Consider the following 17,827-nt stretch of genomic DNA (forward strand, 5'->3'; position numbering starts at 1 on the left):
ATGGCTAAAAAGAGTCAAATAAATACCAAGGCCTTATACAGAAAGCTAAATAAGTTGCTGGAGGAAAGTCCAGCGCTGGATCTTGATTCTCAAAAAAAGTGGGTGATTTTTTCTGACCTTCATATGGGTGATGGAGGAGCAACAGACGATTTTAAGAGAAATTCCAAACTTTTCACCACTACGCTTAAAAATTATTATCTAAAGAAAAATCATGCCCTTATCCTGAATGGTGATGTGGAAGAGTTGCAGCGATTTCAGGTAAAGAAGATCGTAAATCAATGGCGAGAAGTTTATGACTTGTTTAATTCATTTCAGAAAAAGGGAGCATTCTATAAAACCATAGGTAATCATGATCTGGAGCTTCTACTTATGAAAGATCTTCCATTTGATTACAAGCACTATGATTCCCTTCGATTAAAATTTGGAGATGACAGCCTCTTCATTTTTCATGGACATCAGGCAAGTAAAAAGTACCAGGAGCATAATGAGCTTATTGGGTTTACCCTGAAGTATTTTGCCAATCCACTGGGGATTAAGAGCTACTCTGTATCTCACAGCAGCAGGAAACAGTATAAAATTGAGAAGCGTGTCTATGGTTTTTCCGCATTCCAAAAGGTGGTTTCGATCATTGGTCACACCCATCGTCCGCTTTTTGAATCTCTCCATAAGGTTGATAGACTAAAGTATAAGATAGAGCAGCTTTGCAGGGATTATGTGGAAGCTAATTCGGATAAGGAAAAAATCAAGGAAGAAATAAAGTCATACAAAAAAGATCTGAAGAAATATCATAAGGAAAACAAAGACCACAGCTATCAAAACTATGTATACAATACCCTATTTCACATTCCATGTGTTTTCAATTCGGGATGTGTGGTAGGCAAGAGGGGTATGACATGTCTTGAAATAGAGGGAGATAAAATCAGGCTTGTACATTGGTTTGACAAGAAGATCAGCAAGAAGTACCTGAAGCAAAGCGGCTATAAACCAAAGCAATTAGGTGATACTGATTTTTATCGTCTGGTGATCAACGAAGAGTCTCTACACTACATTTTTGCGCGAATAAAGTTTCTAAGTTGATTACTAAGCAGGATGGAGTGGTTGGAAATGGACTCTGCTTATTATAGTTATTTTCGCAAATTAAATTGAGTTGAAACTGAATAGGATAAACCGAAACAATGAGCAAAAAGTACGACGTATGCGCAATAGGCAATGCCCTGGTAGATTATGAAATAGAAGTTGAGGATCAGTTTTTTACTGAGCACCAGGTAGAGAAGGGCCTGATGACGTTGGTAGATGAAGATCGTCAGGGAGTTTTATTGCAAAGCGTAGAAGGAAAAATCAAGAAAAAGCAAGGAGGTGGATCCGCCGCAAATACCATTTTTGGCTTAGCTGAACTAGGTGGCAAGGGATTCTACACGTGTAAAGTTGCCGATGATTCTGATGGAATGCTCTATGTCAATGATTTAATTAAAGCTGGTATTGATACCAACCTTGATCCGGATAACCTTTTTAAGGGAACGACGGGTAAGTGTCTGGTGATGATTACTCCGGATGCTGAACGAACCATGAATACCTACTTAGGCATTACGACAGATTTTTCAACAAAGGAGCTAAGTGAGGAAGCGATAAAAAACTCAAATTATCTGTTCATGGAGGGCTTTCTGGTTTCTTCTCCCACAGGACTTGAAGCAATGAAAGAATCAAAGAGAATTGCGAGAGAAAACGGAGTGAAAGTAAGCTTGACGTTTTCAGATCCGTCGATGGTCAAATATTTTGGAGATCAAATGAAAGAAGTGGTAGGCGATGGAGTAGATCTTCTTTTCTGCAACATTGAGGAGGCTGAGCTATTTTCGGGGGTTAGTGGCATTGAAGCTGCTAAGGAAGCGATCAGTAAGGTTGCCAAAGAGTTTGTTATCACCAAAGGGAAAGAGGGAGCATTGGTATTTGACGGAACAGCTTACCATGAAATTGAGCCGTTCCCTACAAAAGCTGTGGATGCCACAGGCGCGGGAGACATGTTTGCGGGTGCTTTTTTATATGGCATCAATCATGGACAATCTCATGCGCAGGCTGGGAGGCTCGCGAGTGCTGCTAGTTCAGCGGTAGTGAGCAAGTTTGGTCCGCGATTGAGTCAGGATCACATAAAGGAAGTTTTGTCAAAAATTGGCAAATAACTTTTTATAGTATTGCCTTTTAAACCTAATTGTTAAACCCTAATTAAATATGCGAAACACCCTAATCTTAATCTGCTTGTTCGCAGTGCTTGGTGCATTTGCCCAGGATAAGCGTATCGAGTTTGTGGAGTATGATCTGGAAAATGGATTACATGTAATCCTGCATCAGGACAATTCTACTCCAATTGTAAACACATCTGTACTTTATCATGTAGGTTCTAAAAATGAGCCCAAAGGAAGAACAGGATTTGCTCACTTTTTTGAGCACTTGATGTTCGAAGGATCTCCCAACATTCCTCGAGGTGAGTTTTTCAAAATCATCGAGAGTGCTGGAGGTCAGCTGAATGCAAACACATCCAATGACCGAACGTTCTACTTCGAGACATTACCTTCACATCAGTTGGAGCTGGGCTTATACATGGAGTCTGAGCGAATGCTACATGCCAAAATAGATTCAACAGGTATTGCCACTCAAAAAGAGGTGGTGAAAGAGGAAAAGAGGCTGAGAGTAGATAATCAACCTTACGGTTCTATTCTTCATGAGACGTTTTCGAGAGTGTTCGAAGGAACGGCCTATGAGTGGACGCCAATCGGATCTTTTGAAGATATCGATGCGGCTACTGATGAAGATTTCAAAGATTTCTTTGAGACATTTTATGTGCCTAACAATGCCACTTTGTCAATCGCTGGAGACATTGACATAGAGGAGACCAAGAAGTTGGTTCAAAAATATTTCGGAGAGATTCCAAGAGGTACAAAAGAAATCCCTCGTCCTAAAGTGGAAATGAAAAAGCTTGGGGATGTAAAGGCTGAAGTTTTTGACAACATCCAACTTCCTGCAGTTATTCAGGCTTATCAGATGGCCGAGCAAGGATCAGAAGACTATTATGCTATGCAAATGTTGACGACCCTATTGTCTGGTGGTCAGAGTTCCAGATTCCAGAAAGAAATCGTAGACAATCAGCAGCTTGCTGTTGCGGCTGGTTCATTCCCATTTGCTATGGAGGATGCAGGAGTTTTCATCTCATTCGGGATCATGAATATGGGCAAAACTCCTGAGGATTTGCAAGCTGCAATGGACGCTGAAATAGAGCGAGTGAAAAATGAGCCAATTGGCGATAAAGAGTTTCAGAAACTGAGAAATCAAATTGAAAACTCATTTGTATCGTCCAATAGTACGGTGCGAGGAATTGCTGAAAGCCTGGCGGACTATCACGTCTACTTTGGTGATGCAAACCTGATAAATAATGAAATTGATCGGTACATGGCTGTGACGAAGGAGGACCTGCAGCGAGTAGCAAAAAAATACCTGGACCCGAATAACAGGGTGCAATTGGTTTACTTGCCCATGTCAGCAAAACAGCAGCCTGAAGGCGAAAAATTGGAAGATCAATAATCTAATAACCTAAAGAAATCATGAATATCAAACATATATTTTCACTGGTTCTGACAGTAGGCATAGTTGGAGCATTCGCCCAGGTAGATCGAAGCAAATTGCCAGAGCCTTCTACACCAAGACCAATCAATATTGGGGATTATGAATCTTTTGAGCTTAAGAACGGCCTAAAAGTTTTCATCATCGAAAATCACAAACTTCCAAGAGTAAGCTATAACCTGATTATTGATCGGGAGCCTATTTTAGAAGGAGATAAAGTTGGCTACCTGTCTATGGTAGGTCAGATGATGAGAAGAGGCACAGATACCCGAACTAAAGAGCAAATCGATGAAGAGATTGACTTCATAGGTGCGTCTCTGGGAGCAGGATCTACAAGTGTATTTGCATCAGGATTATCAAAATACAATGAGAAAATCCTCGAGTTGATGACTGACATCACTTTTAATCCAACTTTCCCGGAAGAGGAACTTGAGAAAATAAGAACTCAAACACTCTCTAACTTGGCATCCAATGAAGAGAATCCTGGAGCAATTGCGTCAAACCTTAATCAGGTTTTGGTTTACGGAAAGGATCATCCATATGGTGAGATTCAGACAAAGGAAACGACAAACAACATAACTGTTGATGATCTCAAGAATTATCACCAGACTTACTTCAGGCCAAATATTGCTTACCTGGCAGTGGTTGGCGATGTAAATCCGAAAGAGATCAAAAAGTTGGTGAAAACATACTTTGGTAGCTGGGAACGAGGCGAAGTAGAAAAGCCAACGTATGATATGCCAAAAGCACCTGAGAAGAATATGGTTGGTATTGTAAATCGCTCAAATGCAGTACAATCCAATATCAACATTACTTATCCTGTGGATTTAAAGACAGGATCTGATGACCAGATCAAGGCTCGGGTGATGAATCAAATCTTAGGGGGGTCAGGGTCTGCAAAGCTTTTCATGAACTTGCGCGAAGATAAAGGCTACACCTATGGTAGCTATTCATCCTTGTCTTCAGACGAGTTGGTTGGGAGGTTTAACGCCAACGCAGAAGTAAGAAATGAAGTAACTGATAGCTCAATCGTTCAGATTTTTTACGAAATGGAGCAAGTAAAAAATGGAAATATTACAGATGAAGAGATGAATCTCGCAAAGAATTCCATTTCCGGAAGCTTTTCCAGATCTCTGGAGCAGCCTCAAACAGTGGCAAGCTTCGCTCTAAACACAGCTAGATATAACCTTCCGGAAGATTACTATGCTACGTATCTTCAAAAGGTACAGGCAGTAACCAAAGAAGATATTCAAGCTATGGCTCAGAAATATCTTAAAACAGAGAATGCTTACATCAATGTAGTGGGCAAGGCAAGTGAGATTTCCGATCAGTTAAAGCAATTTGGTGAACTGACTTACTATGACACCTATGGTAATGAAGTGGATCCTTCGCTTTCAAAATTACCAGAAGGATTGACCGTTGAAAAAGTGCTAAACAAGTACATTGATGCGATCGGTGGAAAAGACAATATTGAAGCTATTCAAACTTTGAACATGAAGATGGAAGCTTCAATTATGGGACAGGTGTTAAACATGGAAACTGCTCGTATGGCTCCAAATAAGTATATGATGGTGGTGAAAATGGGAGGAAATGTAGCTCAGAAGCAAGTTTTTGATGGTGAGAAGGGCGCTGGTTCTGGTATGCAAGGAAATACCAAGATAGAAGGAGATGAAGCTAAAGACATGGCCATTAGCGCCGCGATTGTTGAGGAAGTCGAGTACCTCAAACAAGATGTTGGAGTTAAGTTAGTATCCGTGGAGCAGATAGATGGAAAGGATGCTTATGGTGTAGAAGTGACAATGCCCTCAGGTAAAAAATCCACTCGATACTATGATGCTGAATCAGGTCTGCTGGTAAGAGTTTCAAACACAATGCAAGGACCTCAGGGAGCAATGACGTTATCAACAGATTTTGGAAACTATGCGGAGTACAATGGAGTGAAGTTCCCAATGGGAATTAAGCAGCCAATGAACGCTCAAATGAAAATGGATATTAAGGTGACTGAAGTGCTTGTAAATGAGGATATTGACGAAAGCATCTTCAATGTCAGTGGAGATTAATATTTAATTACACAAAATTTGCACAGAGGGCAAGGATTTATCTATCTTTGCCCTCCGTTTTTAAGGACGAAATATTAATACGATGAAAAGGACATTTCAACCTTCAGTAAGAAAGAAGAAAAACAAGCACGGATTCAGAAAAAGAATGGAGAGTGTAAACGGTCAATCTGTGATTGCAAGAAGAAGAGCAAAGGGTCGTAAAAGACTTACTGTATCTGACGATATCCACAAGAAGTAAATAACGGCCTATGGGCCTATCCAAATACAGTTTTTCTAAAAAGGAAAAACTAACAGGTAAGAAAAAAATTGAGGGACTATTTAAAAAAGGTTCCTCTTTTTATTTGGGTGATTTTCAAGTTCGCCACCTTCCGTCCGGCGATGCTGGACCTCACCAAATCTTAATTTCTGTTCCCAAGCGTACTTTCAAACGAGCAGTTGATCGCAACTTGCTAAAAAGACGAATTCGAGAAGCGTATCGCCTCAATAAGCAATTGATTCAAATAGAGGGAGAGAATTCCCTTTTCATTGCATTCATTTATCTTTCAAAAGAAATTTTAACCTTTGATAACATCCAGGCTCAACTAATTAAGTGTCTGGAACGTTTGGGTACTATCAATGCAGATAGACATGAGTAGAAAAGTAAGAGTCATTCTCCCCTTCATTTTGGTTTTAATCGTCACGGTTGCGGCTATCAAGCCTCCAACGGATCGATACTTCGAAATCCTTAAAAATCTGGATATTTTCGCAACGCTATTTAAGGAAGTCAATACACACTATGTAGATGAAATCAACCCAACCACGCTTATGAAAGCTGGGATTGATGAAATGCTTGAGACGCTTGACCCCTACACCAATTATATAGCTGCAGACGATATTGAATCGTACCGGATTATGACAACCGGTGAGTATTCCGGGATCGGTGCAGTGGTGGAGCGAAGGAATGGGGTGAGTACTGTGGTGATGCCGTATGAAGGATTCGCAGCACATGAGGCCGGCCTAAGAGCTGGTGATGAAATCCATGCGATCAATGGGATATCGCTGGAAGGCAAAACCCAAGAAGAAGTAAGGTTCCTTATGAAAGGCCAATCAAATTCAGAAATCTCGTTGACAGTTAAGCGATTTGGACAAGATGAGATGTTTGAAGTAAAAGTGAAGCGTGAGAAAATTGCCGTAGACAGTGTTCCTTATGCTGGAATGGTGACAGATGATATAGGTTATGTTCGCCTGACGAGCTTTACTCAAAATGTGGGAAGATCAATCGGGATAAAGACATTGGATTTGATGGAGCAGGGAGCTAAAAGCATCATCCTTGACCTTAGGGGAAATCCAGGGGGGCTTCTCCACGAGGCGGTGAATGTTTCTAATGTTTTCGTTGAAAAAGGTAGAAAGATCGTTACCCAAAAAGGTAAGGTGCGTGCCAATGACTGGACGTACAATACATTGAATGATCCCGTGGACCCAAATATCCCGGTAGTAGTACTTACAGACAATGGAAGCGCCTCAGCTTCTGAGATTGTATCAGGAGTGATGCAGGATTATGATAGAGGTGTGCTCATTGGTCGCAAAACCTTTGGTAAAGGGCTGGTTCAAATCGAGCGCCCACTTTCGTATGACGCAGTAGTTAAGATCACAACAGCCAAATACTATACACCTACTGGACGGTGTATTCAGGCTATCGACTATAGCAATAGAAATGAAGATGGAAGTGTGGGTAAGATTCCCGATTCATTGAAAAATGAGTTTTATACGCTAAATGGCCGCCAGGTTTTTGATGGAGGGGGTATAGATCCAGATGTTGAGGTTGACAAACTTGAGTTTGCGCCCATCACCAAAAGTTTGCTAAAAAATGATCATATTTTCTATTACGCCACAGAGTATTATTATAAGAATGAAGACCTGAATCCATCGTCTCCTAATGATTTAAGGTTAACAGACGCTGAATACAATGAATTTGTAAAATGGCTTTCGGGAAGAGACTTTGATTATGTGACCAGAGTGGAGCAGGAAACCAAGGACTTGATCAAAATCGCAAAGGAAGAGAAAAAGTACACGAAGCTTAAGAGCTATTTTGATGAGCTGGAGAAAGCTACGAGACATAATAAAAACGAAGACCTGATTACGTTCAAGGAGGAAATTATAATGCTTCTGGAGCAGGAGATTGCTGGCAGGTATTTCTTTGAAAAGGGAATCATTGAGTCAACCTTTGGTAAGGATCCAGACATTCAGGCTGCCATAGCCGTGCTAAACGATCCAGCAAAATATCAGTCCATTTTAAAACCAAACTAGGTGGCCTTAATTCTGTGCATAGAGACATCCACCATGGTGTGCTCGGTTGCCCTTCATCGGGATGGTGAGCTACTGTCTAACCAGACACATCAGGTTGAAAAATCACATTCGTCATTGCTTCCGGGTATTGGGCTGGATATTTGCAAGGAAGCAAATGTTAAGTTTAATGATTTAGATGCTGTTGCTGTTTCCGCCGGACCAGGATCATACACTGGCCTCCGAATTGGTGTTTCCACTGCAAAGGGAATTTGCTACACACTGAAAAAGAAACTGATTGCCATACCATCTTTGGACGTGATGGCAGAGGCTGTCAGAGGAAAATTTCTAGGCGAACATCTTCTATGCCCGATGATGGACGCCAGAAGGATGGAAGTTTATACCCAGATAGAAGATCAGGATGGTCAGGTGATTTGGGATCTTCAGCCTAAGATCTTAGACGATGAGTCATTCAAAGAATTCAAGCAACCCCTTTACCTATTTGGGGATGGGATGCCAAAATTTAGAGAAATATCCAATCAGGAAAATCTGATCTTTATAGATGATATTTTTCCTGATGCTGTCAACATGGGACGGTTAGCTTTCGAAAAGTTTCAGAAAGAAGAATTTGAAGATGTAGCTTATTTTGAGCCAAACTATTTGAAAGAGTGGCGAACTACCACACCAAAAAAACAGTTGCTCTAACTAATGGAAGAAATTGTAAATAGAGTTGCAAAAAGCCCCTTGATTTCCCTCGATTTGGAGGAATATCTGGACAAAGGTGAGTATGCCATCTTTGATCTGAAAGATGTGCTGTTTGAGGGTGTAATTCTTCGTGAAAAGGATTTCAGAGATTTCTTGAAGGAAAATGATTGGTCCGTTTATACAAACAAAAATGTTGGATTGATTTGCACGGCAGATGCGATTGTACCTACCTGGGCTTACATGCTTTTAGTGACAAAAATTAAAGAGCACGCAAACATTGTCACTTTTGGAGATTCAAATGAAATCGAAAAAGCGTTAATAGATCAGGCAATTGACAAGTGTCTCTCTGACAATGACTTTACGGACAAAAAAGTAGTAATTAAGGGTTGTGGTAATGTCAAAAACATCGAATACGCCTACACATCCGTCACTGAAAAACTACTCTCAAGGGTTAGTAGCTTGATGTATGGCGAACCTTGCAGTACAGTTCCTATCTTTAAGCGCAAAAAATAACCAACCTGTGGACATAGAAATTTTAAAATACCCTGTTGGGAAATACGAATCACCGGCAGAGATCACCGAAGATATATTTAACGAGTGGATCCTCACAATTGAAACTCTTCCGGAGAAACTCAAAAAGCTCGTAGGAAACCTATCCTACGATGAGCTGGAACTTCAGTATCGTCCGGGTAGCTGGAATATCAAGCAGGTAGTTCATCATCTGGCTGATAGCCATATGAACAGCTTCGTTCGGTTCAAGCTTGTGATGACAGAGGAAAATCCTACCATCAAGCCTTATGATGAAGCGGCTTGGGCACGAACTGCTGATGCTGACAATGAAGAGATCATGGAGTCAATCAATATTCTGGAAGGGCTGCATAATCGATGGGTCATGCTTCTAAAATCGCTGAAGCCAGAACATAAAAAACGAACTTTTATTCATCCCGAGTACGATCGTCAGCTGACACTGGAATGGATGTTGGGATTGTATGATTGGCATTGTCGCCATCATTTGGCTCACATCAAACAAGCCATTGAAAAAGAAGGAGAGTTTACTCCTGAAAAAGTGAATCAATAAAAAAAGCCCCGATCTCTCGGGGCTCTCTTTTTAGGTTAGTTAAGGTTTAATCTTTCTTCTTACCTGATCCGCCTTTTTTGCTGCCAGATCCAGCAATGGAGCTTCTCATGTCAGTGTCTGCTTCAATATTTTGGAACTTGTAATAGTCCATGATTCCAAGGTTCCCACTTCTAAATGCTTCTGCAATTGCTTTAGGCACCTCAGCCTCAGCAAGGATTACTTTCGCTCTTGCTTCCTGAGCCTTAGCTAGCATTTCCTGCTCCTCAGCTACAGCCATCGCTCTTCTTTCTTCAGCTTTTGCTTCCGCTACTTTCAAATCTGCAGATGCCTGATCGGTTTGAAGCTTCGCACCAATGTTGGCTCCTACATCCACATCTGCAATATCAATGGAGAGAATCTCGAACGCAGTACCAGCATCCAAACCTCTCTGGAGTACCAGTTTAGAAATCTTATCTGGGTTTTCAAGTACTTCCTTGTGCGAAGCAGCAGAACCCACAGAGGTCACAATACCTTCACCTACTCTGGCAAGGATGGTTTCTTCACCAGCTCCTCCAACAAGTTGCTGGATGTTTGCACGGATGGTTACTCGTGCTTTAGCCACCAACTGAATACCATCGGCAGCAACTGCTGCGACTGACGGGGTGTTGATCACTTTTGGATTTACCGAAATCTGAACCGCTTCAAATACATCTCGTCCCGCTAGGTCGATCGCTGTTGCCTGCTTGAAGGTAAGGTTAATATTTGCCTTCTCAGCTGAGATCAACGCCTTGATCACCTGCGGGACATTACCACCTGCCAGGTAGTGTGTCTCCAAATCTTGAGTTCTTAGATCTCTCTTGGCATCTCCTTCTACTTCGGTGATCTTAAGCCCGGCTTTTGTGGCTGTAATTAATGAGTTGACAATGATTGATGGTGGCACTTTTCTTATTCTCATGAAGAAGAGTTCGAAAAGACCAACGCGTACGTTTGTTACCTGAGCGGTAATCCATAGTCCTACCGGAATGTAGTAGAGCAATATAAATAAGGCTATTACTCCAAGTACGACTAATACAACTGTAAATACTCCAAATCCCATATTCTTAGTTAACTGTTTTTACAAAAATTTTGGTTGAATCTATTCTTTCGATTTCAATTTCGACATTTTCATCGATATAATTTCCTTTTGATCTCACTTCTAAAACATTATCGTTGAAAATGGCCTTTCCAACAGGTTTTAGAGTTGAGATTGTTTTGCCTTTATCACCGATTTTCAGGTCTACCTTAAAATCTTCATTCACCCTGGAATGATGCGTCTGCTTCAAGGAAAACTGCTCCCATGTTTTGCCTCGAAATGCCAGGAAGAACGAAAGTACATTTAGCCCAATTGTAGAAACTAAAACGATCGTACCGGTGGTGCTACCAAAGTAATCATAGCTTAAATACACACCATAAATAGAGCAGAGTACACCGATTGTTCCTGCGATGAATATTCCCGGGATAAATAGTATCTCAGAGATTACTAAGAATATCCCTAGAAGAATAAGTGAAATTATGGTAATCCATTCCATCATAGGCGATAGCTGTCAAAGTTGAATGTTAGTAAGCCTTGGCAAAAAGCACACGACCTTTTGATGGCTTTCCGGTAAAGATACATTTTCCTTCTTCCTTTTGCTGATCCAAAGGAATGCACCGAATAGTTGCCTTAGTTTCTTCTTTGATTTTGTCTTCTGTTTCTGCAGTTCCATCCCAGTGAGCGTACACAAACCCTTGCTCTACCAGCTCCTTGAATTCATCATATGTGTCAGCAGTTCGGGAGTTTTCTTCCCTGAAGTTTTTGGCCTTATTATAAATGTTAGTCTGTATATCACCCAGAAGATGCATCACATGATCCACAGCATTATCTAATGAATGGAAAGACTTCTCTTTCGTATCTCTCCGAGCGATTTCAACAGTGCCTTTTTCCAAATCTTTCGGCCCGATGGCCAATCTCACAGGCACTCCTTTCAATTCATATTCTGCGAATTTCCATCCTGGCTTGTGGGTGTCTCTGGTATCAAACTTTACTGAAACACCCATTTCTTTTAACTGAACTAAAATAGGAGCAACCACCTCTTCAATCTGTTTGAGTTGATCATCATTGAAGTAGATAGGCACAATCACCACCTGAATTGGGGCCAATTTTGGAGGCAGCACCAAACCATCATCATCCGAGTGAGCCATGATCAATGCGCCCATCAAACGGGTACTTACACCCCATGACGTTCCCCAAACCAATTCCTCTTTACCTTCTTTCGTTGCAAACTTTACGTCAAATGCTTTTGCGAAATTCTGACCTAAGAAGTGCGAGGTGCCTGCCTGCAATGCTTTTCCATCCTGCATCATTGCTTCAATACAGTAAGTATCAACAGCTCCCGCAAATCGCTCGCTTTCAGTCTTCACACCTTTGATTACTGGCATAGCCATAAATTCTTCAGCGAACGTGGCATATACATTCAGCATTTGATTTGTTTCTTCCACGGCCTCCTGCTTTGTAGCGTGAGCGGTGTGGCCTTCTTGCCAAAGAAACTCAGCGGTTCTGAGAAATAATCTGGTGCGCATTTCCCAGCGCATCACATTGGCCCACTGATTTATCAAAAGCGGGAGGTCGCGGTATGATTGAATCCAGTTTTTGTATGCGTCCCAAATTACCGTTTCAGAAGTAGGACGGATAATTAGCTCTTCTTCAAGTTTTGCCTCAGGATCAACGACAACTCCTTTTCCATTTTCATCATTTTTTAAGCGATAGTGTGTCACTACTGCGCATTCCTTGGCAAAACCTTCTACGTGATCCGCTTCCTTGCTCAAAAATGATTTAGGTATTAATAGTGGAAAGTAAGCATTCTCATGACCAGTATCCTTAAACATTTTATCAAGGGTCTGTTGCATTTTTTCCCAAATAGCAAAACCGTACGGTTTGATCACCATACACCCTCTGACAGGAGAATTTTCTGCTAAACCGGCTTTTTTTACCAGTTCATTGTACCATAGTGAATAATCTTCCGAACGAGATGGAATTGCTTTAGCCATGTACTATTATTTCTTTTGGTATGGAGTTTGCTTTTATTGCCTTAGATTCTCTAGGGATCGCAAATATAGCGGAGGTACTGAACAGAGGAGGTTGGAGAATCGTTAAATTAAAAAAAGGAGGATCGTCATGAGACATTATCTTAAAAATTCGCTGGTTTTCATTTTATCACTATCTGTGATCGGAGCTTTCGGTCAGGAGTATGATGATTTATACTTCACTAAAAAGGATAGAAAGAAACAAAAGAAAAAAGTAGAGATGACCGATCCTGCTTATGGGACTCAATACAATGATGAGCTTCCCGAATATCAGCCTGAGGAGGTAGAAGCAACCAGCTTTTTGGGTAAACAATTTCAGGAAAATAATCCGACCTCAGGTGTAAGTCAGGAGTCACTGGATTACTATGCGCCGGAAAAAACACAAGATGATTATATTTCAGAAAATGATCAAAACACGTATCTGGACAATACGAACCAAAACCCTAACTTCAGTGATCCTGCTGTAACATTTTATGACAACCCAAATAATCAGCCAATCATTGTAAATAATTATTATAACGACAATTGGAACACCTGGAATCGATGGAACCGTCCAGGATGGAACTTTGGATTTGGTTGGAACAATTGGGGTGGAAACTTCTGGTCTATTTCCTATGGAAACGCCTGGGGCAACCCATGGTATGATCCTTTCTGGGATCCATGGTGGGGCTGGAATTCCTGGGGACCTGCCTGGGGCTGGAATGTAGGCTGGGGCTGGAACTCCTGGGGCTGGAGAAATAATTTCTGGTGTCCTCCCGGCTATGGATATGGAAGACCAATTTATGTTGTGGATGGAAATAGATACAGAGGTAGAGATGTAGTGAGGGGGCAAAGACCATCAAGAGGTTCTGTTGCGGCACGAGGAAACAGATCGTCTTCCGGCAGAATCGCAGAATCGAGTCAGGGGGATAGAGTTAGCTACAGCCGACAGCAAGCGGAATACTTAAACAGGTCAAGAAGCAGTAGATATAGCTCTGGAACCACACGAGGATCCAGCTCGGTAAATTCCCGATCGATCAATTCGAATACTAATTCGTCTCCGGTTATCATAAATAACTCAGGTAGAACCAATTCGAATTACAATAGGTCTAGCACTCCTGCTAGAAGTTATTCTCCACCTGCATCAAGCAGTGGTAGAAGTTCTTCGGTGCGATCATCGTCACCTTCCAGATCTTCTCGAAGTTCGGGATCGGTAAGTAGAAGCTCGTCTTCCAGCAGATCTTCAGGCTCTAGGTCTTCGTCAGGTAGATCAAGCTCAGGCAGAAGAGGCGGCAACTAAACTAAAGTCATCCATCAATGAAAAATACGCTAACCATATTCTTACTTTCCTTTTTTGGTTATTCAGTTGTATCCAATGCTCAGTATTTTGAAGATGCATATCGGTTTAGTCAATCGAACTATAGTCTTGGAAGTACAGCAAGAATGCAGGCGATAGGTGGGGCGCAAATAGCACTTGGGGGTGATATTAGCTCTGCGGTATCAAATCCCGCAGGTTTGGGATTTTTCAATAAGAGTGTCTTCGTTTTCACCCCATCCCTAGATTTTATCAATGCAGATACAGAGTATGGAATACAGAGAAACGGAGGGCTTGAAAGTCAGGGATCTGAAGAGACCTTCAAGAACAATTTCAATTTTGCCAACATAGGCACGGTGATCAACTTTGGAAAAGGACGCTTCACCGATGATAAGTTTAAGGGAGGGTCGCTGGCGATTTCATTGAATAGGAGCAACTCATTTCACATGAATCGGACCTATGAAGGTGAGAATGGATACAACTCCATCATTGACAATATATTGGCCGGAGCAAATAGCGGCTCATACTCTTTAGATGAGCTAACTGAACTTGAGTATGCTGCTTTTGATCAGTTTCTAATCAATCAAAACGAAGACGCAGAAGGATATTACTATACCCCAAATGTGGGTGGCTACCCTATTCAAAGAGAGACTATCAAGCAGCGAGGCTCGCATTACCAGATGAACATTGCCTGGGGTGGGAATTATGATGATCGATTCTATTTTGGTGGAGGTATGGGTGTGCAATTCTTGAATTATAAGCAGGAGCGAACTTTTGAAGAATACGATTTTCTGAATGGAGGATCTGATCTTGATTCGCTAAATGCTATCCGAATTGATGATGAGGTATCCGTAAGAGGCGCTGGAGTGAATTTTAACTTTGGAGCCATTTTCCGTCCGGTAGAGTTTTTGACTGTTGGGGCCAGCTATACATCACCAACGTTCATGTCTTTGGATGAGGAGAGCTTTCTGGATTTAGCAGCTGACTGGGATGCCGGAACTACCTATACCGAGACGGTTGACGGAGAACCTGTGACCTATGATTTGGGCACCATTAATCCATACCAAAGTGATCTTTTTGCAAATACGTACAGGTTGAGAACGCCATCCAGGATTGGTTTGGGAGCTGCGGCATTTATTGGAAATAATGGCTTCCTGACTGGGGATTTAGAGTTTGTTGACTATGGAAGAGCCAACTTGAATTCAGATGACTTTTCTACCTCGGAGGACAATGATGTGATTGAGGATATTTATGAATCAGTTATGAATGTTCGGGTTGGCGGGGAGTATCGTTTCGATAGTTTCAGACTTAGAGCCGGATATGCATTTTTCCCTGACCCGATCAAAGATTCGAATTTGCAAGACAGAACCAATGTGACGTTTGGTTTTGGGTACCGCACAGTAGATTACTACCTGGATTTTGCAGTGGTTTCAAGTAGGTATAAGAAGCAGGCTGTCCCTTACTACATTGCATCCGATCAGCCAATCGCTACTTCAGACATTAGAAACACCACAGTTTCTGTGACGTTTGGGTTGAATTTTTAATCAAAAAATCTCAAGAATTTCTTTGTATGCCTGAATGGTATGGTCAGCCTGATCGTACCATTCTTTTCTTTGTTTTAGTAGTTGCTCCAACGTGTTTGATTTCATCAAAGGTCGGCTGGAATCATTTTTCAATCGCTCCTCGATTTTTCCAATTGGAGTGTTAATGTAGATTACTGTTCCAGCTTTCTTCATCAGTTCCAGGTTGTTGAAAAAGCAGGGAGTGCCACCGCCAGTAGCCATCACAAAAGAATCAAGTTCAGCCATGATTTTTTCTAAATGGAGCTTTTCCAGCTGACGAAAATGGGCTTCTCCTTTTCCTTCAAAAATCTCTTTGATTGAGCACTTTTCAGCCTTTTCAATATCCTGATCGAGATCTACAAACTGCAGACCCAAATCGACAGCCAAATCAAGCCCCATGGTGGTCTTGCCAGAGCCAGGCAGCCCGATCAAAAATATCTTTTGACTCACTGACGATTTAAAATTTCCACCACATCGTCAGCCAGCGGCGTATCGTTATAATGCCACTTGGCCAATACCGTTCCATCTTTTAGTAAAAGAACTCCCGGATTTGATCGAACCATCGTTTTTAGTACGGTTGCATCAGCAAAAAAGTATGGAGCGGCCAGTTGATTGGCATGACGAAATGCTTCAAATTTTTCGTAACCTGAAGAAGTCAAAATCCATGTATCAAAACTTGGATTTTCGAATGTAAGGTTTCTCAGTCTATCCATTTCTTCGAGTGAAGTTTTCTCTACCTGATGAATGATGATGACAAGTTTAGTACCCGTCAAGAGTTGATCAGTGTAGTCACTTTCTTCCTGCCACACATTCAGATCAGTAATCTTCGCTGCAGCATCGGGGTTCATCAGCCTTGCTTCCACATATTCATATCCACCATCGGAAGGGTAGGTTTCAAACTCAAAAGTTTCCCCATCCTTTTCCATGATATACATGTACTTCAGCGGTTCAGAGTTTTTCATCAGGGAGGGCAAATGATTCCCAACTTTGTATGCTCTGAAATCAATAAAGGGCAAATGCTCAATCGCATAAATAGCAATTACCGTCATGAAAAAAGTAGTCCCAACTACCTTTATCTCACTCATCTTCATGCTGAGTAACGGCTGATAGCTATCTCTTTTCCAGAAAATAACACCGATTAAAACAAGGAGAATAATGTCCTTATAAAACGACTCCCATGGAGTTAGTTTGATTGCATCTCCAAAGCATCCACAGTCAGTCACTTTGTTGAAGTATGCTGAATAGAAGGTGAGGAAGGTAAAGAAGATAATCATAGCTAAGAGCACCCAGGAAGTTAGCTTCATGCGGTATCCAATGATCAATGCTACACCTAGCACAACCTCAAGCACACTTAGGACCACAGCCAGGAATAGTGCAGCAGGCACAAACCATTCAAAAAACGGTGCAATGTCAGCAGAGAATACCTGAAAGTACTCTTCAAGTTTGATCGCTGTACCTACCGGATCATTTACCTTGATGATCCCGGAAAAAATAAAAAGTGCACCTACGGCATAGCGTGCAAATTCTTTGATGATTTTCATGATTTTCCTTCTTTCAATTTTATCAAACAAAAAACGGAGTAGTTGATCATGTCCTGATAGTTAGCGTCAATGCCCTCTGAAATCAGTGTTTTACCGGCATTATCTTCAATTTGTTTCACCCGCATCAGTTTCATGAGAATAATATCTGTCATGGAACTCACCCGCATATCTCTCCAAGCTTCTCCATAATCGTGGTTTTTGGCAGACAATAGGTTCATGGTGTCCTCAGCCACTTGATCATATTGTGGTTCCAACTGAGCAAACGGAATTTCCATCTCTTCCGTCCCATTTAGTTTCATTTGAATAATGGCAATGATGCAATAATTGATGATCCCGATGAATTCATTGCTGATATCTTCCCCTACTTTGTTCTCACCTTTTTCCTGGATGGAACGAATGCGCTGAGCCTTGATGAAAATCTGATCCGTGATGGATGGAAGTCGTAAGATTCTCCATGCCGTGCCGTAATCTTTGGTTTTTTTAGCAAAAATCTCTTTGCACTCGGAAATGATCTCTTTGTATTGCTGCTCAGTTTCAATTTTCATAGTCAACAGTCGTCAGTACTTAGTCCACAGATTAGATTTGTAGCGACCGTCGACTATCGACTGTCGGCCGTAGACTTGAAATCACAAAAC

Annotated in this window: 18 protein-coding genes; 12 read left to right on the forward strand and 6 right to left on the reverse strand. The window is 41.5% G+C overall.

The features are described 5' to 3' along the window. The 10 genes from ACEQZT_RS08720 (at window position 1) to ACEQZT_RS08765 (ending at window position 9,714) form a co-directional block, all read left to right on the forward strand. Window positions 1-1,077 carry a metallophosphoesterase gene (locus ACEQZT_RS08720; RefSeq protein ID WP_370089047.1) on the forward strand — a complete coding sequence of 359 codons (1,077 nt, stop codon included), beginning with the start codon at window positions 1-3 and terminating at the stop codon, window positions 1,075-1,077. 98 nt (window positions 1,078-1,175) lie between these two features. Next, on the forward strand, window positions 1,176-2,174 hold the full coding sequence (locus tag ACEQZT_RS08725) for an adenosine kinase (protein WP_370089048.1): 999 nt from the start codon (window positions 1,176-1,178) through the stop codon (window positions 2,172-2,174). A 49-nt stretch (window positions 2,175-2,223) separates the two neighbouring features. Then, window positions 2,224-3,570, forward strand: a complete 1,347-nt coding sequence (locus ACEQZT_RS08730; protein ID WP_370089049.1) for a M16 family metallopeptidase — start codon at window positions 2,224-2,226, stop codon at window positions 3,568-3,570. A gap of 20 nt (window positions 3,571-3,590) precedes the next feature. Next, window positions 3,591-5,669 (forward strand): insulinase family protein, encoded by a 2,079-nt coding sequence (locus ACEQZT_RS08735; protein ID WP_370089050.1) that lies wholly within the window; start codon window positions 3,591-3,593, stop codon window positions 5,667-5,669. A gap of 82 nt (window positions 5,670-5,751) precedes the next feature. Then, the gene (gene rpmH, locus ACEQZT_RS08740) at window positions 5,752-5,907 is read left to right on the forward strand and encodes a 50S ribosomal protein L34 (RefSeq protein ID WP_089356556.1); all 156 of its coding nucleotides are present in this window, start codon (window positions 5,752-5,754) and stop codon (window positions 5,905-5,907) included. A gap of 10 nt (window positions 5,908-5,917) precedes the next feature. After that, window positions 5,918-6,304 (forward strand): ribonuclease P protein component, encoded by a 387-nt coding sequence (rnpA, locus tag ACEQZT_RS08745; protein WP_370089051.1) that lies wholly within the window; start codon window positions 5,918-5,920, stop codon window positions 6,302-6,304. After that, the gene (locus ACEQZT_RS08750; RefSeq protein ID WP_370089052.1) at window positions 6,297-7,955 is read left to right on the forward strand and encodes a S41 family peptidase; all 1,659 of its coding nucleotides are present in this window, start codon (window positions 6,297-6,299) and stop codon (window positions 7,953-7,955) included. The genes rnpA and ACEQZT_RS08750 overlap by 8 nt, the downstream gene beginning before the upstream one ends. Then, window positions 7,956-8,636, forward strand: coding sequence for a tRNA (adenosine(37)-N6)-threonylcarbamoyltransferase complex dimerization subunit type 1 TsaB (gene tsaB / locus ACEQZT_RS08755; protein ID WP_370089053.1), 681 nt, complete (start codon window positions 7,956-7,958; stop codon window positions 8,634-8,636). 3 nt (window positions 8,637-8,639) lie between these two features. Next, on the forward strand, window positions 8,640-9,149 hold the full coding sequence (locus tag ACEQZT_RS08760; protein ID WP_370089054.1) for a DUF2480 family protein: 510 nt from the start codon (window positions 8,640-8,642) through the stop codon (window positions 9,147-9,149). A 7-nt stretch (window positions 9,150-9,156) separates the two neighbouring features. Continuing rightward, window positions 9,157-9,714 carry a YfiT family bacillithiol transferase gene (locus tag ACEQZT_RS08765; protein WP_370089055.1) on the forward strand — a complete coding sequence of 186 codons (558 nt, stop codon included), beginning with the start codon at window positions 9,157-9,159 and terminating at the stop codon, window positions 9,712-9,714. A gap of 46 nt (window positions 9,715-9,760) precedes the next feature. Here the strand turns inward: ACEQZT_RS08765 and floA are convergent, their stop codons facing one another. The 3 genes from floA to proS are packed head-to-tail and all read right to left on the reverse strand — an operon-like array spanning window position 9,761 to window position 12,759. Next, a complete protein-coding gene (gene floA / locus ACEQZT_RS08770; protein ID WP_370089056.1) occupies window positions 9,761-10,789 on the reverse strand; it encodes a flotillin-like protein FloA in 1,029 nt (342 codons plus the stop codon). A gap of 4 nt (window positions 10,790-10,793) precedes the next feature. After that, on the reverse strand, window positions 10,794-11,264 hold the full coding sequence (locus ACEQZT_RS08775; protein WP_370089057.1) for an NfeD family protein: 471 nt from the start codon (window positions 11,262-11,264) through the stop codon (window positions 10,794-10,796). Window positions 11,265-11,289: 25 nt separating this feature from the next. Next, window positions 11,290-12,759 (reverse strand): proline--tRNA ligase, encoded by a 1,470-nt coding sequence (gene proS, locus ACEQZT_RS08780; RefSeq protein WP_370089058.1) that lies wholly within the window; start codon window positions 12,757-12,759, stop codon window positions 11,290-11,292. A gap of 127 nt (window positions 12,760-12,886) precedes the next feature. Here proS and ACEQZT_RS08785 point away from each other — a divergent pair, with 127 nt between their 5' ends. Beyond that, window positions 12,887-14,074, forward strand: coding sequence for a hypothetical protein (locus tag ACEQZT_RS08785; protein ID WP_370089059.1), 1,188 nt, complete (start codon window positions 12,887-12,889; stop codon window positions 14,072-14,074). Between the two features lie 17 nt (window positions 14,075-14,091). Further along, a complete protein-coding gene (locus tag ACEQZT_RS08790) occupies window positions 14,092-15,633 on the forward strand; it encodes an OmpP1/FadL family transporter (protein ID WP_370089060.1) in 1,542 nt (513 codons plus the stop codon). Here the strand turns inward: ACEQZT_RS08790 and ACEQZT_RS08795 are convergent, their stop codons facing one another. The 3 genes from ACEQZT_RS08795 to ACEQZT_RS08805 are packed head-to-tail and all read right to left on the reverse strand — an operon-like array spanning window position 15,634 to window position 17,737. Then, window positions 15,634-16,101 (reverse strand): shikimate kinase, encoded by a 468-nt coding sequence (locus ACEQZT_RS08795; RefSeq protein WP_370089061.1) that lies wholly within the window; start codon window positions 16,099-16,101, stop codon window positions 15,634-15,636. Beyond that, on the reverse strand, window positions 16,098-17,192 hold the full coding sequence (locus tag ACEQZT_RS08800; protein WP_370089062.1) for a BT_3928 family protein: 1,095 nt from the start codon (window positions 17,190-17,192) through the stop codon (window positions 16,098-16,100). The genes ACEQZT_RS08795 and ACEQZT_RS08800 overlap by 4 nt, the downstream gene beginning before the upstream one ends. After that, window positions 17,189-17,737 carry a DUF1599 domain-containing protein gene (locus tag ACEQZT_RS08805; protein ID WP_370089063.1) on the reverse strand — a complete coding sequence of 183 codons (549 nt, stop codon included), beginning with the start codon at window positions 17,735-17,737 and terminating at the stop codon, window positions 17,189-17,191. Before ACEQZT_RS08805 ends, ACEQZT_RS08800 begins: the two co-directional genes overlap by 4 nt. Between the last annotated feature and the right edge of the window lie 90 nt (window positions 17,738-17,827).

The organism is Ekhidna sp., assembly GCF_964218185.1.
In the GTDB taxonomy this organism is placed as follows: domain Bacteria; phylum Bacteroidota; class Bacteroidia; order Cytophagales; family Cyclobacteriaceae; genus Ekhidna.